General features: G+C 57.8%; 15 protein-coding genes. 8 read left to right on the top strand and 7 right to left on the bottom strand.

Annotated elements, in window-relative coordinates; translation table 11 throughout:
• Window positions 1-77: 77 nt before the first annotated feature.
• Both smc and AC3IX4_RS08375 read right to left on the bottom strand, forming a co-directional pair.
• Window positions 78-3,566: a chromosome segregation protein SMC gene (gene smc, locus AC3IX4_RS08380; protein ID WP_489260095.1), complete on the bottom strand. Its 3,489-nt coding sequence runs from the start codon at window positions 3,564-3,566 to the stop codon at window positions 78-80.
• 2 nt (window positions 3,567-3,568) lie between these two features.
• Window positions 3,569-4,222 carry a GntR family transcriptional regulator gene (locus tag AC3IX4_RS08375; protein ID WP_489260094.1) on the bottom strand — a complete coding sequence of 218 codons (654 nt, stop codon included), beginning with the start codon at window positions 4,220-4,222 and terminating at the stop codon, window positions 3,569-3,571.
• 288 nt (window positions 4,223-4,510) lie between these two features.
• Here AC3IX4_RS08375 and xdhA point away from each other — a divergent pair, with 288 nt between their 5' ends.
• The 4 genes from xdhA to guaD are packed head-to-tail and all read left to right on the top strand — an operon-like array spanning window position 4,511 to window position 10,522.
• Window positions 4,511-5,965, top strand: a complete 1,455-nt coding sequence (gene xdhA, locus AC3IX4_RS08370) for a xanthine dehydrogenase small subunit (RefSeq protein ID WP_489260093.1) — start codon at window positions 4,511-4,513, stop codon at window positions 5,963-5,965.
• Window positions 5,958-8,354: a xanthine dehydrogenase molybdopterin binding subunit gene (xdhB, locus tag AC3IX4_RS08365; RefSeq protein ID WP_489260092.1), complete on the top strand. Its 2,397-nt coding sequence runs from the start codon at window positions 5,958-5,960 to the stop codon at window positions 8,352-8,354. The genes xdhA and xdhB overlap by 8 nt, the downstream gene beginning before the upstream one ends.
• A gap of 10 nt (window positions 8,355-8,364) precedes the next feature.
• Window positions 8,365-9,210 carry a xanthine dehydrogenase accessory protein XdhC gene (gene xdhC / locus AC3IX4_RS08360; RefSeq protein ID WP_489260091.1) on the top strand — a complete coding sequence of 282 codons (846 nt, stop codon included), beginning with the start codon at window positions 8,365-8,367 and terminating at the stop codon, window positions 9,208-9,210.
• Window positions 9,211-9,217: 7 nt separating this feature from the next.
• A complete protein-coding gene (gene guaD, locus AC3IX4_RS08355) occupies window positions 9,218-10,522 on the top strand; it encodes a guanine deaminase (protein ID WP_489260090.1) in 1,305 nt (434 codons plus the stop codon).
• A gap of 2 nt (window positions 10,523-10,524) precedes the next feature.
• Here the strand turns inward: guaD and aqpZ are convergent, their stop codons facing one another.
• Together aqpZ and AC3IX4_RS08345 are read right to left on the bottom strand one after the other, a co-directional pair.
• Window positions 10,525-11,223: an aquaporin Z gene (aqpZ, locus tag AC3IX4_RS08350; RefSeq protein WP_489260089.1), complete on the bottom strand. Its 699-nt coding sequence runs from the start codon at window positions 11,221-11,223 to the stop codon at window positions 10,525-10,527.
• 160 nt (window positions 11,224-11,383) lie between these two features.
• The gene (locus AC3IX4_RS08345) at window positions 11,384-12,136 is read right to left on the bottom strand and encodes a GntR family transcriptional regulator (protein WP_489260088.1); all 753 of its coding nucleotides are present in this window, start codon (window positions 12,134-12,136) and stop codon (window positions 11,384-11,386) included.
• Between the two features lie 349 nt (window positions 12,137-12,485).
• Between AC3IX4_RS08345 and AC3IX4_RS08340 the strand changes: the two genes are divergently transcribed.
• Together AC3IX4_RS08340 and AC3IX4_RS08335 are read left to right on the top strand one after the other, a co-directional pair.
• Window positions 12,486-13,835 carry an NCS2 family permease gene (locus AC3IX4_RS08340; protein ID WP_489260087.1) on the top strand — a complete coding sequence of 450 codons (1,350 nt, stop codon included), beginning with the start codon at window positions 12,486-12,488 and terminating at the stop codon, window positions 13,833-13,835.
• Window positions 13,836-14,067: 232 nt separating this feature from the next.
• Entirely contained in the window at window positions 14,068-14,697 is a 630-nt protein-coding gene (locus tag AC3IX4_RS08335; RefSeq protein WP_489260086.1) for a LysE family translocator, read from the top strand.
• Here the strand turns inward: AC3IX4_RS08335 and AC3IX4_RS08330 are convergent.
• The 3 genes from AC3IX4_RS08330 to uraH form a co-directional block, all read right to left on the bottom strand.
• Window positions 14,680-17,160 carry a hypothetical protein gene (locus tag AC3IX4_RS08330; protein WP_489260085.1) on the bottom strand — a complete coding sequence of 827 codons (2,481 nt, stop codon included), beginning with the start codon at window positions 17,158-17,160 and terminating at the stop codon, window positions 14,680-14,682. The two genes, AC3IX4_RS08335 and AC3IX4_RS08330, sit on opposite strands and share 18 nt — an antisense overlap.
• Window positions 17,161-17,295: 135 nt before the next feature.
• Window positions 17,296-19,635, bottom strand: coding sequence for a hypothetical protein (locus AC3IX4_RS08325; RefSeq protein ID WP_489260084.1), 2,340 nt, complete (start codon window positions 19,633-19,635; stop codon window positions 17,296-17,298).
• A 225-nt stretch (window positions 19,636-19,860) separates the two neighbouring features.
• On the bottom strand, window positions 19,861-20,214 hold the full coding sequence (gene uraH / locus AC3IX4_RS08320) for a hydroxyisourate hydrolase (RefSeq protein WP_489260083.1): 354 nt from the start codon (window positions 20,212-20,214) through the stop codon (window positions 19,861-19,863).
• Between the two features lie 384 nt (window positions 20,215-20,598).
• Here uraH and puuE point away from each other — a divergent pair, with 384 nt between their 5' ends.
• Entirely contained in the window at window positions 20,599-21,528 is a 930-nt protein-coding gene (gene puuE / locus AC3IX4_RS08315; protein ID WP_489260082.1) for an allantoinase PuuE, read from the top strand.
• Window positions 21,525-22,040 (top strand): 2-oxo-4-hydroxy-4-carboxy-5-ureidoimidazoline decarboxylase, encoded by a 516-nt coding sequence (gene uraD / locus AC3IX4_RS08310; RefSeq protein ID WP_489260081.1) that lies wholly within the window; start codon window positions 21,525-21,527, stop codon window positions 22,038-22,040. The genes puuE and uraD overlap by 4 nt, the downstream gene beginning before the upstream one ends.
• Window positions 22,041-22,078 lie beyond the last annotated feature (38 nt).

Raw genomic sequence — 22,078 nt, 5'->3', positions numbered from 1 at the left:
ACGACCTTGGTCAACTTTACACCGTCTGTCGCAACTGTCCTGGCCAATCCGTCAGATAACTTGCATTTGTTATCATTTCAGGACTCGACCATTGCCAAGGCCTCTTCCACATCCACCGCTACAAGCCGCGAGCAGCCGGGTTCATGCATGGTCACCCCCATCAATTGATCGGCCATTTCCATGGCGATCTTGTTGTGGGTGATATAGATGAACTGCACAGTTTGTGACATTTCTTTCACCAGCCGGGCATAGCGTCCAACGTTAGCATCATCCAATGGCGCATCCACTTCATCGAGCATACAGAACGGCGCCGGATTCAATTTGAAGATGGCAAATACCAACGCCAGCGCGGTCAGTGCCTTCTCGCCCCCCGAGAGCAAATGAATGGTGCTGTTCTTCTTCCCCGGCGGACGCGCCATGATGGTTACCCCTGTATCGAGTAAATCTTCGCCCGTCAGTTCCAAATAAGCGCTGCCTCCGCCAAAAACTTTTGGAAACAAGGCCTGAATGCCACCGTTTATCTGATCAAAGGTATCTTTGAAGCGCGTCCGAGTTTCCTTGTCGATCTTGCGGATGACGTTTTCCAGGGTCTCCAGGGCTTCGACCAAGTCGGCATTCTGGGCATCGAGATAGCGTTTGCGCTCCGACTGCTGCTGATATTCATCGATGGCAGCCAGGTTGATGGCGCCCAGGCGCTGGATACGCCCGTCGATGCGTTCGAGCTCTTGTTCGGCCTCCTGCTCATTGGCTTCACCGCTTAGCGTCGCCAGCACGCCGTGCAGGTCATAACCGTCTTCATGCAGCTGTTCCTGCAGGGCCTTGCGCCTGACGCTCAAGGCCTGCCATTCCATTCGGTGCTGTTCCAGTTGGCCGCGTATCAGTTGGCTTTGCTGCTCCGCCTGGGTACGGCGCTTCTCAGCTTCGCGCAGTTCGCGATCAGCCTCCTCCATGGTCATGCGCGCCACACGCATTTCTTCATCGACGACCATGCGCCGCTCCAGCAGCTCTTCAAGCTTGATGCGCAACTCTTCGAGCGGTGCGGCGCCCTCCTCCAGATTCAGGCTCAACTGCTCCTGTCTTTCGATCAGGCGGGCCGATTGCAGCTCCAGGCGCTCCAGGCCCTGACGAGTCGAATCGTGCTGCGCACGCAGGGATCCCAGGCGTACGGCCAACTGATGGGCGTGATCCTTGTGCTGGCGGGCCTCCTGCCGAACCCGGTCCAGGCGCTCGCGCAAGCTGTCACGGCGAGCCAGCAGGGCCTCACGTTGCTCAGTGTCCTGGGCCATGAGATCCAGGGCGTCTTGCAATACCAGTCGCGACTCACCGAGCTGTTCGTGCTCCAGGACGCGCTGCTCGGCCAGTTCCGCCAGCTCTTCGTCTAGACGCCGACGGCGCAGGGTCAACTGCTCGACCTTTGCCTTGCCCGCTGAAAGCTGGGCCTTGAGGTCGCTTTGCTGGCGCGATTCTTCCTGAATGCGTCGGCGTAGCTGTTCACGGTTGTCTTCTTGCAACGACTGCTGCTCGCGCCATTGCTGCAGTTGCTCTTCCAGCCCCGCCAGCGCGGCTTCGCGGCTATCGCGCTCAAGCTGTAGCTGTTGCATTTCCTGGCCACGCGCGAGCATGCCGCCCTGGGCGTCGCTGGCACGGCAAACCCGCAGAAAATGGCGGCCAACCCAATAGCCATCACGGCTAATCAGACTCTGGCCCACGCTGAGCTGCCCTCGCCGGGACAAGGCGGCATCCAAATCTTCGACCGGGATAACCGCGCCCAACCAAGGCGCCAGATCCATCTGACTCTCGACCTTGTCCAACAAGCTACCGGGAACACGGGTGATATCACGATCCGGCTCCACCAGGCGCAAATCGCCCTGATTGAAACCGATGAGGTCCAGCGGCGCAAAATCATCGACCAGAACGGCCTGCAAATCGGCGCCCAGCACCGTCTCGACCGCAAGCTCCCAACCTGGCTCAACGCGCAGCCCTTCGGCCAGGCGGGGTCGTTGCTCCAGACCCTGCTCACGCAACCACTCGGTCGCGCCGGTGCCTGGGTCCAGTGCCGCCTGTTGCAACGCTTCCAACGAGGCAAGGCGGCCATGCAGGCGTTGCAGCTCACCTTGCGCCTGTTGTTGTGCGTGGGTGGCACTGTGCAAGTCCGAGCGCACCTGTTCGAGCTTTTCGACGTGCTCGGCTTCGGCGGCTTGCCACTCTTCGATCAGCAATTCGCTGCTCAACACCTGCTCGCTCAGCTCGAGGATGGCCGCATCCTCGGGGTCAGCCGCCAGCAACGCCAACTCATCGCCCAAGCGACGCTGGCGTTCACTGAGTTTTTCAAGGCTCAGTTCCAGCTGGCTGATGCGCGATTGCTGCACTTCGGCCTGGCGCCTTGGCTCGGCGGATCGGGTGTTGAAGCTGTCCCACTCCTCCTGCCAGGCGTGCATGGTGGTTTCCGACTGCTCCAGGGTAGCCGCGGCCTCTTCGGCCGAGGCGCTGGTCAACTCCTGCTCGGGCTCAAGCATCGCCAGCTCTTCGGCCAATGTGGCGAGCAACGTGCGGTCATGGCCAAGATGGGATTCGGTTTCTTGCCTTGAGCGCTCTGCTTCCTTGAGGTCATCTTGTAACTGGCGCAGGCGTTGCTGGCCGTGCTGAATGCTCTGCTCGACACGCGCAATGTCGCCACCGACCGAATAAAAACGGCCCTGCACCAAATTGAAGCGCTCGGACAAGTCATGATGGCCGTCACGCAAGCGCTCGATGCTCGCATCGGCATTGCGCTGCTGCGCCACCAGAGCCTCGAAACCGACTTCCTGATCGCCGATGACCGCTTCGCGCTGGGCCACCTGCTCATTCAGGGCCTGCCAGCGCAAGGCCGACAACTGGGCCTTGAGCTGACGCTCCTCGGCCTTGTACTGCTGATACTTCTCGGCAGCCTGGGCCTGGCGGTGCAGGCGCTCGAGCTGGCGCTCCAGCTCTTCACGCAAGTCGGTCAGGCGCTCGAGGTTTTCAAAGGTACGGCGGATGCGGTTTTCGGTTTCGCGACGCCGCTCCTTGTACTTGGAGATACCGGCCGCTTCTTCGATGAAATTGCGCAGTTCTTCAGGCTTGGCCTCGATCAGCTTGGAAATCATCCCCTGCTCAATGATTGAGTAGCTGCGCGGCCCAAGGCCGGTGCCCAGGAAGATATCGGTAATGTCGCGACGGCGGCACTTGGCGCCGTTAAGGAAGTAGGTGTTCTGGCCGTCGCGAGTCACCTTGCGGCGAATCGAAATCTCGGCATAGCTTGCGTATTCGCCCACCAGCGTGGTTTCGGCGTTATCGAAGATCAGCTCGATACTGGCCTGGCTGACCGGCTTGCGGCTGGTGGAGCCATTGAAGATGACGTCGGTCATCGATTCGCCGCGCAGGTTTTTGGCCGAGCTTTCGCCCATGACCCAGCGCACCGCATCGATGATATTGGACTTGCCGCAACCATTAGGCCCGACCACCGCCGCCATGTTGCTGGGGAAGTTGACCGTGGTGGGATCGACGAAGGATTTGAATCCAGCCAGTTTAATGCACTTCAGACGCATGCTTAATCCAACACCGACAGCACTTGCTCGCAGCTGCGCTGGGCGTATTCAGCCAAGACACTGCGAATGCGAGCCGGATCACGGGCGACCACTGCCTCGAGCAGTTGGGCGAACAGGGCAAGATACACACTCATGTCCGCTTTGCGCTGGTCGAGCGCCAAATAGTAGGTGCGACTCATGGCCGGCTGCAGGTTTTCGACGGTTTCCTGCAGGTAGGGGTTATCCGCAAACGGATAAGCGGCGCGCATCACATTAAAGCTGTCTTCGACAAAGGCTTTTATATCGCCGCGCCCCAGGCTGTCGCTCAAGCGTTGCTGGATATCCAGGAAAGGCGCGAGTTCGGCGGTGCTCTTCCAGTTTTGCGCGACGGCAGTGCCCAGCAGGATATACAGCTCACTCATCAGGCTGCACAAGCTGCGCACATTGTGTTCGTTGAGTTCGGTGACGTGTGCACCGCGGCGCGGCAGGATGGTCACCAGGTGCCGGCGTTCGAGGATCAACAGCGCTTCGCGCACCGATCCACGGCTGACATTCAGCGCCGCTGTGACCTTTAGCTCCTGAATGCGCTCGGCAGGCTTCAACTCGCCACGAATGATGCGTTCGGCAAGGTAATGGGCGATTTGCTCGCAGAGGCTGTCCGGCGCCTTGAACGTCATGGGTTTCCTTCAAAAATCTCGAACTGTGCTGCGGCGCAGTGTAACGCAATTGGCCCGCACTAGCGCAGAGGCCAACGTGTTGAAACTGGCACGATTTACGCAAAAACATCCGTCAATGCTCAGGGAACATTGAGCTTCTATGCTTAACGTACTACCTGGTTATCTCACGTGCCTGGCGTTTTGAAATTTTCTTGACCCATAGGTCAGAAAACAATTGACCCAAAAGTCAGAGATGACTACATTTCGCACATGTCCGCTCAACAACAATAATTCGCTGTGAGGCCTTCCGTGATCCAGTTCTTACTTAACCAGACGCTGCGCACCGAACATGCTCTGGACCCGAATCTGACGGTACTCGAGTTTCTGCGCCAGCAGGCCGGCAAACCCGGCACCAAGGAAGGCTGTGCCAGCGGCGACTGCGGTGCCTGCACCGTGGTGGTCGGCGAGCTCGGCCAGGATGAAAAGGGCCGTGAGCGCATACGCTATCGCAGCCTTAACTCTTGCCTGACTTTTGTCGCCTCCTTACATGGCAAGCAACTGATCAGCGTCGAAGACCTCAAGCACCAAGGCAAACTGCATAGCGTCCAGCAGGCGATGGTCGACTGTCACGGCTCGCAATGCGGCTTTTGCACGCCGGGCTTTGTGATGTCCCTGTTTGCCCTGCAAAAGAACAGCGATGCACCGGATCTGCACAAGGCCCAGGAAGCCCTGGCCGGCAACCTGTGCCGCTGCACCGGCTATCGCCCGATCCTGGCGGCTGCCGAACAGGCCTGCTGCCAAGGCGCTGGCGACCAGTTCGATGCGCGCGAAAACGAAACCATCACCCGCCTCAAAGCCATTGCCCCGCAAGAAGTGGCCGAACTCAACAGTGGCGACAAGCGCTGCCTGGTACCGGTCACCCTGGCTGACCTGGCTGACCTCTACAGCTCACACCCTGAAGCTCGGCTGCTGGCCGGGGGTACCGATCTGGCGCTGGAAGTCACGCAATTCCATCGCGCCCTGCCGGTCATGATCTACGTAGGCAACGTGGCTGAAATGAAACGCGTCGAGCGCTTTGATGACCGCCTGGAAATCGGCGCTGCCACCCCGCTGACCGATTGCTACGACGCGCTGAACGAACACTATCCAGACTTCGGCGAACTGCTGCACCGCTTCGCGTCCCTGCAAATCCGCAACCAGGGCACCCTGGGCGGCAACATCGGCAACGCCTCGCCCATTGGCGATTCGCCGCCCTTGTTGATTGCATTGGGGGCACAGATCGTTTTGCGCCAAGGCGACAACACACGCACTTTGGCGGTGGAAGACTACTTCATCGATTACCGCATCACCGCGCGCCAGGAAAGCGAGTTCATCGAAAAGGTCATCGTGCCATTGCCCGAGACCAATACACGCTTTCGCGCCTACAAGGTCTCCAAACGCCTGGACGATGATATTTCCGCGGTATGCGCCGCGTTCAATGTTCGCCTCGAAGCCGGCGTCATCACGGATGCACGGGTCGCCTTCGGCGGCATGGCGGCCATTCCAAAACGTGCCAAGGCATGCGAAAACGCACTGCTGGGCAACGCCTGGAACCAGGCCACGATCGATCGCGCGGTCGCCGCACTGGCCGAGGACTTCACGCCCCTGTCGGATTTCCGGGCAAGCAAGGAATACCGCCTGCTCAGTGCGCAGAACCTGCTGCGTAAATACTTCATCGAACTGCAAACACCGCACATCGAAACTCGGGTGACCGCTTATGTCTAACCATCACAACGCGCCCAAGACCCAGGCAGAACTGGCCGATTTGTTCACCCAGGACCTGACCACCGGCGTCGGCCGCAGCGTCAAGCACGACAGCGCCGAGAAGCATGTGTCGGGTGAGGCGGTGTATATCGATGACCGCCTGGAGTTCCCTAATCAGCTGCATGTGTACGCACGCTTGTCTGACCGTGCCCATGCCCGCATCCTGAAAATCGACACCAGCCCCTGCTATGCCTTCGAAGGGGTGCGCATTGCCATTACCCATGAAGACATTCCAGGCCTCAAGGACATCGGCCCGCTACTGCCGGGCGACCCGCTGCTGGCCATTGATATCGTCGAGTTCGTTGGCCAGCCCGTCATCGCCGTGGCTGCACGCGACCTGGAGACCGCCCGCCAGGCCGCCATGGCCGCGATCATCGAATACGAAGACCTGGAACCTGTGCTGGACGTGGTCGAGGCCCTGCGCAAACGTCACTTCGTCCTCGACAGCCACACCCACAAGCGCGGCGACTCGGACACTGCGCTTGCCACCGCCCCCCATCGTGTCCAGGGCACCCTGCACATCGGCGGCCAGGAGCATTTCTACCTGGAGACCCAAATCTCCTCGGTGATGCCGACCGAAGATGGCGGCATGATCGTGTTCTGCTCCACCCAAAACCCGACCGAAGTGCAAAAGCTGGTCGCCGAAGTGCTCGATGTGCCGATGAACAAGATTGTCGTCGATATGCGCCGCATGGGCGGTGGCTTCGGTGGCAAGGAAACCCAGGCCGCCAGCCCTGCCTGCTTGTGCGCCGTGGTGGCGCGCCTGACCGGGCAGCCGACCAAAATGCGCCTGCCTCGCGTTGAAGACATGCTGATGACTGGCAAGCGTCACCCCTTCTACGTGGAATACGACGTCGGCTTTGACGACACCGGCCGCCTGCATGGCATCAATCTGGACCTGGCCGGCAACTGCGGTTGTTCGCCTGACCTGTCGGCCTCGATTGTCGACCGCGCCATGTTCCACTCCGACAACGCCTATTACTTGGGCGACGCCACGGTCAATGGCCATCGCTGCAAGACCAACACCGCCTCCAACACCGCTTACCGTGGCTTCGGCGGCCCGCAGGGGATGGTCGCCATTGAAGAAGTGATGGATCGCATCGCCCGCCATCTGGCCCTCGACCCGCTGGCCGTGCGCAAAGCCAACTACTACGGCAAGACAGAGCGCAACGTCACCCACTACTACCAGACCGTCGAGCACAACATGCTCGAGGAAATCACCGCGCAACTGGAAGCCAGCTGCGACTACAAAGAGCGGCGCGAATCCATTCGCCTGTTCAACGCCCACAGCCCGATCCTGAAAAAGGGCTTGGCACTGACACCGGTCAAGTTCGGGATTTCGTTTACCGCCACCTTCCTAAACCAGGCCGGCGCACTGGTGCACATCTACACCGACGGCAGTATTCACCTGAACCACGGCGGCACTGAGATGGGCCAGGGCCTGAACACCAAGGTCGCGCAAGTGGTGGCCGAAGTGTTCCAGGTTGAATTCAGCCGCATCCAGATCACCGCCACCAACACCGACAAAGTGCCCAACACTTCGCCGACTGCAGCGTCCAGCGGCGCCGACCTGAACGGCAAGGCGGCACAAAATGCCGCTGAAATCCTCAAGCAACGGCTGGTGGAGTTCGCCGCGCGCCAATACAAGGTCAGCGAAGAAGACGTGGAGTTTCGCAACAGCCATGTGCGGATCCGTGACCAGATCATCACTTTCGAGGCGCTGATCCAACAGGCCTATTTCGCCCAGGTGTCGCTGTCGAGCACCGGCTTCTACAAAACGCCGAAAATCTTTTACGACCGCGCCCAGGCACGCGGCCGGCCGTTCTACTACTTCGCCTTTGGCGCCGCCTGTGCCGAGGTGATCGTCGATACCCTGACGGGCGAATACAAGATGCTGCGTACCGACATTCTCCACGACGTCGGCGCCTCGCTGAACCCAGCTATCGACATCGGGCAGGTCGAAGGTGGCTTTATCCAGGGCATGGGCTGGTTGACCACCGAAGAGTTGGTGTGGAACGCCAAGGGCAAGCTGATGACCAATGGCCCGGCCAGCTACAAGATCCCGGCCGTGGCCGACATGCCGATCGATCTGCGCGTGCACCTGGTGGAAAACCGCAAGAACCCGGAAGACACCGTGTTCCATTCCAAGGCCGTCGGCGAACCGCCGTTCATGCTCGGAATAGCGCCTTGGTGTGCGATCAAGGATGCGGTGGCGAGCCTGGCTGACTATCGCCAGCAGCCCAGCATCGACGCCCCGGCCACCCCGGAACGCGTGCTGTGGGGTTGCGAGCAGATGCGCAAGGCGGTGGCCGAGCAGGCCAGGCAACAGGTCGCGGAAGTGGAAGCATAAGGAGCCTGTCATGAATAACTGGATCAGCGCCCTGGCCGAACTGCAGGAACGTGGCGAACCTTGCGTGCTGGTCACCATCATCGAGGAGCGCGGCTCGACGCCGCGCAATGCCGGCTCGAAGATGGTGGTCAGCGCCGACCATCTGTACGACACCATCGGTGGCGGGCACCTGGAATTCAAGGCCATGCGCATCGCCCGCGAAATGATCGCCAGCCGGCGTCATGACACCCATCTTGAGCGCTTCAGCCTGGGCGCGAGCCTGGGCCAGTGCTGCGGTGGCGCGACCGTGCTGCTGTTCGAGCCGATGGTGCAGGTCCAGGCACAGATCGCGGTGTTCGGTGCCGGCCATGTCGGCCGCGCACTGGTGCCCTTGCTGGCCGCCCTGCCCTGCCGCATTCGCTGGATCGATTCGCGCGAGCAGGAGTTTCCAGAAGTCATTCCCGCGGGCGTCAGCAAAATCGTCAACGAAGAGCCGGTGGATGAAGTCGATGAATTGCTGCCCGGCACCTACTGCATTGTCATGACCCACAATCACCCGCTGGACCTGGAGTTGAGCGCCGCGATCCTCAAGCGCAACGACTTCACCTGGTTCGGCCTGATCGGCTCTAAAACCAAGCGGGCCAAGTTCGAAAACCGCCTGCGCGAACGCGGCTTCGAAGAACAGAGCCTGCAACGCATGCGGTGCCCGATGGGTCTGGCCGAAGTCAAAGGCAAGCTGCCCATTGAGATCGCGGTATCGATCGCCGCAGAAATCATCGCCACCTACAACGCCACCTTCGGCCAGCAAGTCAAAGCCGGAACCGGCCCCATTGCCCAACTGCTGCCGTCCTCACGGCGTAGCCAAGCCACTCAATGAGACTGTTATGAGCCTGACACGTAAAGCCTATCGCGCTGCCATCCTGCACAGCCTTGCCGACCCCGCCGAAGTGGGCGTGGAGGCTTCCTATGAGTATTTCGCCGACGGCTTGCTGGTGGTCGATGGTGGCCGTATCGAAGCGGTCGGTGAAGCCTCGCAGTTGCTGCCGACCTTGGCTGCCGACATCGAGATCGTGCATTACCAAGATGCGCTGATCACCCCAGGCTTCATCGATACCCATATCCACCTGCCGCAGACCGGCATGGTCGGCTCCTATGGCGAGCAACTGCTGGACTGGTTGAATACCTACACCTTCCCGTGCGAGCGCCAGTTCAAGGACAAAGCCCACGCCCGCCAAGTGGCGAAGATTTTTGTCGAGGAACTGCTGCGCAATGGCACGACCACTGCACTGGTGTTTGGCAGTGTGCACCCTGAGTCGGTCAATGCCTTCTTCGAGGAAGCCGAGCGCCTGGACCTGCGCATGATCGCCGGCAAGGTGATGATGGACCGCAACGCCCCGGACTACCTGACCGACACCGCCGAATCCAGTTATGTCGACAGCAAGGCGCTGATCGAACGCTGGCACGGCAAGGGCCGCCTGCACTACGCCGTCACGCCGCGCTTTGCCCCCACCAGCACACCGGAACAATTGACCCTGGCGGGCCAATTGCTGAGCGAATACCCAGACCTGTACATGCAGACCCACCTGAGCGAAAACCTCAAGGAAATCGAATGGGTCAAGGAGCTGTTCCCGCAGCAATCGGGGTATCTGGACGTCTACGATCACTTCCAACTGCTCGGAGAGCGCTCGGTGTTCGCCCACGGCGTGCACCTGTGCGATGACGAGTGCAAACGCCTGGCCGAAACCGGGTCGGCGATCGCCTTCTGCCCGACCTCCAACCTGTTCCTGGGCAGCGGCCTGTTCAATCTGCCGCAGGCCGAGAAGTACAAAGTCAATGTCGGTCTTGGCACGGATGTTGGCGGCGGCACCAGCTTCTCGCTGCTGCAGACACTCAACGAAGCCTACAAGGTCATGCAACTGCAGGGCGCACGCCTAAGCCCCTTCAAGTCGCTGTACCTGGCGACCCTGGGTGGTGCACGAGCCCTGCGCCTGGAGGATCGTATCGGCACCCTGCAGCCGGATACCGATGCCGACTTCGTGGTCCTGGACTACAACGCCACGCCACTGCTGTCGTATCGCATCGAGCAGTCGCGCAGCATTGAAGAAACCCTGTTCGTACTCATGACCCTGGGTGATGACCGCACGGTGCAAGAAACCTACGCAGCCGGCAACCGGGTTCACCAGCGCTGAGGTCAGTTTTCCCGGCCCAGCCAGCGGTACAGGCCACCGCCGATGATTGCACCGATCATCGGCGCCACCCAAAACAGCCACAACTGCTGCAACGCCCAGCCGCCGACAAACAGAGCCGGCCCGGTGCTGCGGGCCGGGTTCACCGACGTATTGGTGACAGGAATCGAGACGAGATGAATCAAGGTCAATCCCAGGCCGATGGCGATCGGCGCAAAACCTGCGGGCACACGGCTGTCGGTCGCACCCATGATGATCAGCACAAACATGCCCGTCATGACCACCTCACTGGCAAAGCCTGCCGCCAGCGAATACTGACCGGGGGAATGCTCGCCATAACCATTGGACGCCAGCCCCGCCGACAACTCAAAACCGGCCTTGCCGCTGGCAATGAAATAGATCACGCCCGCCGCCAGAATGGCGCCAATCACCTGCGCCACGATGTACGCCGGTAACTCCTTGGCCGGGAAACGCCCACCCGCCACCAGGCCCACCGAAATGGCGGGGTTCAAATGGCAACCGGAGATATGCCCAATGGCGAACGCCATGGTCAGCACTGTCAGGCCGAAGGCGAAAGAAACGCCGACCAGACCAATGCCAATGGGGGACGAAGCCGCGATGACCGCACTGCCACACCCACCCAGAACCAGCCAGAAGGTGCCGATCAATTCTGCCGCCATACGCTTGTTCAGTGGCATAGACATGAACCTGTCCTCAAGTAGTTGGATGCCGACGACCGAAGCGCAAGCCCAACTGCTTGATGAAGGTTTGCTGTACTGCACTGTGCAATCTAGCAGAGGCTGGATTTCCCGCCAGTACGGGGATATTCACGCCCATAGTGGGGTGAATCGGGCAGATCAAACATCAGGCCTTGGCGGGCTTCTTGACTTGCAACAGGTGGGAGAACACCGCATGCAGGTCATCGGACGCGCTTTCCTCGTCGAGGTTCAGCTTGCTGTCGATATGGTCCATGTGATGCATCATCAGGCTAACCGCAAGCTTGGCGTCGCGTGCTTCGATGGCGTCGATCAATTGAGTGTGTTCGTCGTACGAGCAGTGCGAGCGATTGCCACTTTCGTACTGGGCGATGATCAGCGAGGTCTGCGAGACCAGGCTGCGCTGGAAGCTGATCAGCGGCGCATTCATGGCCGCTTCAGCCAACTTGAGGTGAAACTCGCCGGAAAGGCGGATGCCCGCGCCGCGGTCGCCGCGCGAAAAGCTATCACGCTCTTCCTGCACCATGTGGCGCAGTTCGGCCAACTGCTCGGCCGTGGAGTGTTCGACGGCAAGTTCGGTAATCGCACGCTCGACCATACGTCGGGCGAAGAATACCTGCCGCGCCTCATCCACGCTTGGGCTGGCCACGACCGCACCCCGATTGGGCCGCAGCAGCACCACGCCCTCATGGGCCAGGCGCGATAGAGCGCGGCGAATGATGGTACGACTGACACCGAAGATCTCGCCCAGCGCTTCCTCGCTCAATTTGGTCCCGGGCGCCAAGCGCTGTTCGAGGATCGCCTCGAAAATATGCGCATAGACGATGTCGTCCTGGGTGCCGCTGCGGCCAGCCTTGCCGGCGCGGGCGGGTTTCTTGAGGGGTTGCAGCTGATCGTTCATGGGCACTCGAAAGAAGATTTGGCAGCGATACCGGGACTGTAATACCAGGCCGCAGGTCCCTGGCAAGGAAAAAACACAAGGAAAACTGAGCACATTGTACACATTGAGGCCCGAATCTGCAGGGCCATATGACAGTTATAGCGTTCTATGCGGTATCCGTGTCAACAAAAGAAAAAACAGTATTTGCATTATTTGTATACAACAGCATAATCCACTCGTGCAGTTCCTGACCTAACGGTCAAGAAAAAATCGAGTCAGCTGCGCTAACCCATCCGCCTCACAGAACCCCCTAGTGCCACGTCTCAGGACCGGTTCTGCAAAACAAGAAGAGTCTTGAGGAGTACATGCTGTGGAAAGCAACAAATCCGAAGCCCCTACGCTGGATCTCGCGCCGCCGCTCAACCCGAGTTGGTTGGAACGGATTTTCAAACTCAAGCTGCACGGTACGACCGTCAAGACCGAATTGATCGCCGGGATGACAACCTTCATCACCATGGCCTACATCATCTTCGTCAACCCCAACATCATGGCCGATGCCGGGATCGACCATGGTGCAGCCTTTGTCGCCACGTGCATCGCCGCAGCCCTGGGCTGCCTGTTGATGGGCCTGTATGCCAACTGGCCGGTGGGCCTGGCGCCGGGCATGGGCCTGAACGCCTTCTTTACCTACACCGTGGTCGGCACCATGGGCTACAACTGGGAAACCGCACTGGGTGCGGTGTTCGTCTCAGGTGTGCTGTTCATGATCCTGACCCTATCAAGGATTCGCGAATGGCTGCTCAACAGCATCCCGGTGAGCCTGCGTCATGCCATGGGTGCCGGCGTCGGATTGTTTCTCGGACTGATCGGTCTCAAGACGGCCGGTATCGTGGTGGATAGCCCGGCGACGCTGATCAAGCTCGGCCACCTGAGCGAGCCCGGCCCGCTGTTGGCGGCCATCTGCTTCTTGATGATTGCCGTGCTCAGCTACCACCGGGTGTTCGGCGCGATCCTCATCAGCATCATCGCCGTGACCCTGGCGGGTTGGGGTTTGGGAATGGTGGAATATGGAGGTGTGTTCTCCCTGCCCCCTAGCTTGGCGCCGACTTGGATGGCCATGGACGTTGCAGGTGTATTCAATGTCAGCATGATTAGCGTAGTGTTGGCCTTTCTTTTTGTACACATGTTCGACACTGCTGGTACTCTGATGGGCGTTGCGCAGCGGGCTAATCTGGTCAATCCCGATGGCCGCATCGAAAACCTGTCGCGTGCTCTGAAGGCCGACAGTGCTTCGAGCGTGTTTGGCGCGGTAGTGGGTGTACCGCCGGTTACCAGTTATGTCGAAAGTGCGGCTGGGGTTGCCGCAGGAGGTCGCACGGGCCTGACCGCCGTTGTCGTCGGCATCCTGTTTATCGCGGCCATGTTCTTCGCCCCGCTGGCCGGCATGATTCCAGCCTATGCCACCGCAGGTGCGCTGATTTATGTCGCCATGCTGATGATGGGCGGTATGGCCCACATCGAATGGGATGAAGCCACCGACAGCATTCCGGCCATTGTCACGGCCATCATGATGCCGCTGACCTTCTCGGTGGCCGATGGGATTGCCCTGGGCTTTATCACCTACGTCGTGCTCAAGGCGGGTACCGGCAAGCACAAGGAGATTTCTGCCAGCCTGTGGGTGCTGTGCGCCATCTTCATCGCCAAGTTTGTGTTTTTGTAACAGCGGCCCTGGTAGGAGCCGGCTTTAGCCGCGATGGGCCGCGCAGCGGCCCCAGAGGCCAGTAACATCTGCGATGCAGGCTTGCAAGTTCGCAGGTTTAAGAATCGTAGGGCCGCTTCGCAGCCCATCGCGGCTAAAGCCGGCTCCTACAAAATGGCGGGTTACCCCGAGGTTGGTCAGCAATCTGAAGCCTCACCCTCTGGGTGGGGCTTTGGCATATAGGAGAAAAGTAATGAGCGTGGAAACCTGGCTGTTGTTCTGTGGCGCGGCGCTGATCGTGATTGCGATCCCGGGCCCACTGTCATTGCTGATGATCAGCAACAGCCTGAACTACGGCCTGCGCAGGTCCTACCCGGCTTTTCTCGGCGGTGTGAGCGCCTCGATCTGCCTGCTCAGCGCCTCGGCCCTGGGCTTGGGCGCCCTGTTGATGGCCTCCGAGCAATTGTTCAGCGGCCTGAAAATCGTCGGTGGGGCGTATCTGTTCTACCTCGCCTGGCAGAGCTGGCTGCAGTCACGCCAGCCGGCCCAGGCTGCCAATGTGCCTGAAGCGCAGCCTGTGCCTCGATTCCGCGCTCTGTTCTGGCGTGCCTTTGCGCTGGGGGCCAGCAACCCTAAAGACATCCTGTTCTTTGCGGCCTTCCTGCCGCAGTTCTTGACCGCTGACCGCCCGTTGCTCGGCCAACTGCTGATCATGATCGCGTCCTGGGCCGTGCTGGACCTGGCCTGCAAACTGGCCTACGGCCTAGGTGCCTACGGCGCCGCGCAGTATCTGCGCAGTGGCAAGGGGCAAAGCTGGTTCAATCGGGTGAGCGCAGGCTTGTTCGGGGGTGCTGGCGTCGCATCGCTATTGAGCCGTAGCTGATCGATAGCGGCCAAGTAATTTACCTTTCTTTGAAAAGCCAGCCGTCCATCCTGTGTAGTGATACTCATCAGGCTTCTTCAGCGGCAACGGCAAGATCAAGCAGGCGTCTACATTGCTACCGTCTTTCGCGAGGATGACTGCAAAGTGCTGTGCTGGATTGACCCCCGGTCGATAAAAGCCGTCGTTACCTATCACACCTGGGCTTCCAGGGGCCAATTCCCATTCAACCGGATAATCGTCGTTGTTTCTTTTTGAAGCCTTCAGCTGTACGCCATCCTGTTCATACGTTTCAGCCCTGAGACTCAACGACGTTGGGAATCGATGGAACACCAGCCAGGTACTGCGCGTCTCCCCTGCCACTTCAACCTCGACCTCCTGAAGCCCGATGGCATCGTCGGAAGTGCCCCGCCCGTTTCGCACATAGCGGCATTCCCGGCCGTCCGACTCCAGCGTTCCGTTATCATCTACCGGGTTCTTGAGGGCCCAGGTGACATTGCCACTGTGTAGGGAGCCCACCTTGAGCGGTAATGAAGTATTGTTCTTCATCACTTGGACCAGGGGATTAAGGGTGACTGAGTTACGCGCCACCGTGACCAATGCGGAGCTTGAAAAGTTGCCCTTTGTGGCAGTTACCCGCACACGGGTGAATTCTGCGTTGATGTCCGTCGCCACAGGCGCCTGATACACCCCCTCTTGAGTAATGGAGCCGGCAGGCTCACCGTCAGTGATATTTTCAATGGTCCAGGCCACACCGATCTGTGCAGGGGAAAGGCTGAAGGCCTGAGTTGTATTGGCACCGAGCAGTGGGGACAGTGGGTCAATGACAAAGCTAGTCAGAGCGGGATTAACCTTCCCGAAACCAACAATATCGTGGGGGGCTCGACGCTCGGATAGCGTAACGGCCTCACCGAAATTCAGTGACAGGACCTCATCGACCAAGTCGTCTGCCGCGCTGAAAAAAGGAACCTCTTCTACCAGGACAGCTTCAAGAGCGCTGGTAACGTCTGCCTCCCTCAATCCCGTCCCAATAGCATTGGCTATTGCGTCGGACAGCCTCTCGATCATCTCTTCAATCTGTTCCTCCGTGATAGGGCCCCAACTACAACACATGACAGTCTTACTCGGATCCCTCTTCAAGTCCCGACGGTAAGACGAAACGCTCACCGATTCGGCCTCTAGAAATTGACGCTGCATCATAAGAGCATCGCCATCAGGGTCCATTTTATACTCAGTAGAAACCATCACTCGGGTGTTAAACACATGGTGATGCGGGTCGAATTCGGGACGATGTATTCCAAGAAAAGGAATAAACGTCCCGGTGACTGTCTGATCGCCGGTGAATTCCAACTCAGATTCAATGTCTCCCTCCAAACCAAATCGAATCGCCACCACTCCCTGAACGACTTCAATGACGACATCGCTGACCTGCAGGCGAGAGGGTTGAGCGTCGAAGTTGATCTCCAAACTGAACTCGCCAAAAAAATCGTCTGCGCCGGGCACTGTCAACTGATTGCTGAACCGGGGCAGTTGCATGCTCCCCCTATTCGCTGTCGCGGTGAGTGACTTCCGATCCCGATCAACGACGTACTCGAATGATTCAATACCCAACAACTCTTCCAGCATTCGAGTGGCTTGCATCATCAGAATACGGTTGGCGTCCAACAGCGTCGTCGCCGAATACGCCTGACTGACATCATTCGGAATCAGGTAGCGAAACCCTGACAGAGGGGTAGGGAAGATTCCTTCATTACTGCCCTGCATGCGAACAAACGCCAGAATAGCCCCCTCTCCGTATTCTTCTGATTGCGGGTTGCGCGCATTCTCGCTACTGGCCTGGGTGCGCAAGCCGAAGGATTGGGCCTCGAACAACTCATGACTGCCCGGCTGGATTTTACCCAACTGATAAACACGTTTTTCAGGGCACAATCGATTAAACAGCTCTTTAAAAAACGCCCCTCCCAGCCCCCGCTCATGCTCCGTGTCTGCAAACGTCAGATCAAAGTTGTCACTTTCCTTCAAGTCCAGCAGGATCACTCCGCCGTCCGCAATACTGCCGGGGACATCACTGAGCAACAGATCGAGTGTCAACTGAGGGCCTTGCAGTGGATCGATACGCTCGATCTTGACCGTTTGCCAATGACTATTGGCCTTTTCCAGACTAATTTGACTGCCTCCCACCACATCCATGGTCAACCTGGCCTTGGAGTCATTCAAGTCCGCATTTTCGAATGAAAGGCGCGGCACTGACAGTACAAAATTCTCGACCGATTCTTTTCGATCGCTGGTAAATTCGACCTCACCACCGAACGGCCCCAATTGACTGTGCTGATCAAACTTCCAGATATACGCCTGCGTGAGCAGCCGATTAGCCTTCGCCTTATCCATCGCCACAATCATTCCCCAGTTTAAAATGCGGGACTCTTGTCGCATCCATACCAATAATTCTTGCATCGAGTAAGACATTTACGAACACTCCATTAAATTTACTGTTCAATGCTCCATGGCAGCGAACACAGGAACAAACTTTATTCAACACTGAATAAAAAAATAGAAACCATCATCATTAACTGACTTGAGTGACCTCTCAACCATCACTCATCAACTGCCGCCTGCGTCAGGCACCACAATGGGTAACGGCAGAATAAAACACCCCTCGATAGCACCATGATATTTTGCAAAAATAATCGCAAAACGATGCCCCAAAGCAGCGCCTGCCGAATAATAGCCCGTTACCTCATCTATCAAACCCGGGCTACCGGGGTCAAGCATCCATTCAACAGGATAGTCGGTGTTACCTCTAAACTTCGCTTTAAATTGCGCACCGCCAGCGTCGTAGCGTTCAACTCTTAATTCCAGCAGGCCTGCCCATCGCTCGATCACAATCCAGGAACTGCATGTTTCCTCCGCCACCTGCACTTCGATCTCCTGAAGCAGGTAAGAGGGTTCCGGTAACGAGCTCCTTACTGTTTTCGGACGCACGAACGTGCACTCCAAGCCATCGAACTCGAGCGTGCCCGTGTCATCCACCGGATTTTTTATTCGCCACGAGGCAGCGCCTTCATGTAACGAACCGGCCTTCAGCGGAGAGGACCTACCAGTTTTCATCAATTGCACCACGGGATTCAAAGCGATTGAATTACGTACCACCGTGATCAGCGCGGAACTCGAAAACTCACCTTTTTTTGCGATTACACGCACACGAGCAAATTCACCTTCAATCTCTTCCGGGGCCTGATAAATGCCCGCCGGCGTAATTTGACCGGCAGGTGCGGGCGGGTCTGCAACGTTCTTCACATCCCAGGAAATGCCATCTTGTTCGGGTAAAACTTTGAAAGCCTGCCTCGCATTGACACCTAACAATGATTGAAGCGGATCGATAATAAAAGTGGTATGTTTCGTATTAACCTGCCCAAACGCAGCAATATCGAGAGGTGCCTTGTATTGCTGAAGCGAAATAGCTTCACCAAAATACAACTGGACAATGTCATTGGCGACTTCATCAAGGGAGATCGAAACAGGCATGTATTGCTGCAACGCCAACACAATGACATCCTGCACATGTTCCACAAGCACTTTACTCGATATGGTTGCACTCACATTTCGGACCATCGTTTCCCTAGAGGCCTCTTTTGCCTCATCAGAGAACCACCAGGGGAAGGTCAGATTATCAACGGCCACTTTACTCTCAACGACCTCGAAATTCATACGGGTTCGACGAACCGCGAACGCTGCTCGTTCAAACGAGTATTCCGCAGTAAAAACAAACGCATAGGAAGCCGTGATATCCCCCGAAAATTCACTATGCTGCATCTCTTCAGGATTATTGGCATTAAAGATATATTGATGATAAAACCCAGACCATTCACTCCCGCTTCCCCAGCGCACAATCGCCTTATCGGACTCAAGCGTTATCTGCATTGATTCGGCAGAAAAGCTGAACGAATCAGACTCATAACGCCAATAAGAAGGGGGACTAGTAATGGTATGAATATCAAGCGCAGGGATCGCCAACTGACCGACTACAACGTTTGCCCCCACTACTTCACCGGTCGCACTGTAGCGATAGTGCAATTCAAAATCCAATGTGTTTTTTATACTGTCCATCAACACGGATAAAAACACGCGCGCCGCGTCCATCAACACGGCGGATGAGTATTCAGCGTTGTCATTTGGAATCAGATACCTGTACCCAGAGTCAGCCCCTGGATAATAGCCATCATGGCTCCCCTGCATTCCCACGAATATTACGATCGCGCCATCACCTGGCTCGGTCGATTCGGCTTCGGTTTGCCCTGCGCCGCTGGCTTGGGTATGCATGCCAAATGACGCTGCTTTAAATAATTCATGATGACCTGGCTGCACAACCCCCAACGGGTACACTCGCTGTTCAGGAGAAAGTTGCCTGAATAGATACTTGAACAAATCGCCCCCCATCCCTTGGGCAGGCCCCGACTCAGCGAACGTCAAACGAAAATTATCGCTTTGACTCAAGTCCAGCAACACAACGCCGTCTTCGTCACCCACACTGCCAGCGACATCCTTCAACAACAGATCCAAAAAAAGAGAGGGACCTTGAAGGGGGTCGAAATGACTGATCCTCAAGGGTTGCCAGTTCTCACCCACCTTTTGCATTGTGATTTGACTACCCCCGAGGATATCCATGGCCAACTTGGCCCTGGAGTCATTCAGGTTAGCGTTCTCAAATGAAAGACGTGGGACAGAAAGCACCATATTGCTGAGCACTTCTTTTTCTGTGGACGTGATCTCAACTTCGCCACCGAACACAGGAAGATAACTTTCGCCCCCCAATTTGTGAATATGAGACTGCGCCAACAACCGATTGCCCTTGGCCCGATCAATCGCAACGATCATTCCCCACTTCAAAAGCCTGGACTCCAACCGCATCCAGTCCAGCAGTTCTTCCATGGAATACGACATTGCCCTACCCTCCACGTCATCGATAAGTACCCAGCCACAATCCTTGGGATGCTGGCGTGTCATGATTGAATAGCAAAGGCAATGAAATCGGTACTCGCAGAACTGTCAGGTAGTAGCCCACCCCATACAAGCGTATAAGTGCGGATTAACCTTTTTGCCAGGCAAAAAAAAGCCCGCAGTGTGAGCGGGCAAAATACCTACGAAGATTCGGACCAGGAATCGCGTCTAGCTGCCCCGGTAGGTGGAGTAGCTATAAGGAGAAATCAACAGCGGCACATGGTAGTGATCCTGCTCGGCGCTGATGCCAAAGCGCAGCACCACCACATCCAGAAACGCAAACTCGGGCAACGCCACGCCTTTAGCGCGGTAATAGTCGCCGGCCTCAAATTGCAGCTGGTAGACACCGCTGCGGTAATCGTCGCCCTGCAACAGCGGTGCGTCGCAACGACCGTCACTGTTGGTCAGGGCCGTGGCCACAAGCGTTAGCTGCTGGCCTTCGACGCGATAAAGCTCGACCTTGATCGAGCTGCCAGGGCAGCCATGGGCTGCATCCAGTACGTGCGTGGTCAAACGTCCCATTGCATTGCTCGCTTTATCAAATCGGTTGCGAAAATACCCACGCCGCACCGTTGCAGAGCTCGATCGCGTGCGGCAGCGAGGACATTAAGACACTTTGCCAAAAAATTGTACACAATAATTCTCACATTCCCTGGCCTTCAGCGGAGCGAGCCCAGTTGAAAATCCAATTCGTCGCAAAACCAGGCCTCCCATGACCTAAAGCACGATTACTTGACCAATCAGGCAGATTTTTTGCATTATCTATGGACAGCACCGCGTATAAGAAATGCAAAAAACAGGCTTACAAAACGAATATAAAGTTGTATACAATCAGCTCATCGCTGTGGACAACACCCGCCAAGCGGGCACCACGCCTCGTTACCACGAACAAGAAGGAAGACTGCAGTGAGCGCTGACTATCCTCGCGACCTGATTGGTTACGGCAACACCCCACCTCACCCACGCTGGCCGGGGAACGCCCGCATCGCCCTATCGTTCGTGCTCAATTACGAAGAAGGCGGCGAGCGCAACATCCTGCACGGTGATAAAGAGTCTGAAGCCTTCCTGTCGGAAATGGTGGCCGCCCAGCCTCTGAAGGGCGAGCGCAACATGTCGATGGAGTCGCTCTACGAATATGGTAGCCGCGCTGGCGTCTGGCGCCTGCTCAAGCTGTTCAAGGATCAGGGCGTGCCCCTGACCGTGTTCGCGGTGGCCATGGCCGCCCAGCGTCACCCCGATGTGATCCGCGCCATGGTCGAAGCCGGCCACGAAATCTGCAGCCACGGCTATCGCTGGATCGACTATCAATACATGGATGAGAACGAAGAGCGCGAGCACATGCTCGAAGCCATCCGCGTTCTCACCGAAATCACCGGCGAACGCCCACTGGGCTGGTACACCGGCCGCACTGGCCCGAACACTCGCCGGCTGGTGATGGAGGAAGGCGGCTTCCTCTATGATTCCGACACCTATGACGACGACCTGCCCTACTGGGAGCCCAACAATCCGACCGGCAAGCCGCACCTGGTGATCCCATACACCCTGGACACCAACGACATGCGCTTCACCCAGGTCCAGGGCTTCAACACAGGCGAGCACTTCTACCAGTACCTCAAGGATGCGTTCGACGTGCTGTACGCCGAAGGCGCCGAGTCACCGAAGATGCTGTCCATCGGCCTGCACTGCCGCCTGGTCGGCCGCCCTGCCCGCATCGGCGCACTCAAGCGTTTCATTGAGTACGCCCAGAGCCATGAGGGCGTCTGGTTCACCCGTCGTGTCGATATCGCCCGTCACTGGCAGGCCACGCACCCGTTCAACGCCGAGACTGCCAAATGAGCCAGTTCAAGACGCTCAAGCCTTCGTCCCTGGACCGCGATGCCTTCGTCGCCGCGTTCGCGGACATTTACGAACACTCGCCATGGGTTGCTGAAAAGGCCTTTGACCTGGGCCAGCTCGCCGAGCTGGACGAGATCGAAACCCTGCACCAACGCATGAGCGATATCCTGTTAAGCGCTGATCATCAAAGCCAACTGGCCTTGATCAACGCTCACCCGGACCTGGCCGGCAAAGCCGCCGTCCAGGGCCAACTGACCGAAGCCAGCACCAATGAACAGTCTGGCGCCGGTATTCACCAATGCACGGCCGAAGAGTTCGCACGCTTCACCGAGCTGAACGACGCCTACAAAGCCAAGTTCAAGTTTCCCTTCATCATGGCGGTAAAAGGCAGCAACCGGCATCAGATCCTTGCCGCGTTCGAAAAGCGCATCCACAACTCTGAAGAAACCGAGTTCAAGGAAGCACTGGCACAGATCAACCTGATCGCCCTGTTCCGATTACTGCAGCTTTAGTGAGCCCGGCAAGGGCCCGCTCAAGAACGCCGAGCGGC

The organism is Pseudomonas sp. KH_021, from assembly GCF_057838865.1.
This window is presented reverse-complemented; position numbering and strand designations above follow the sequence as displayed.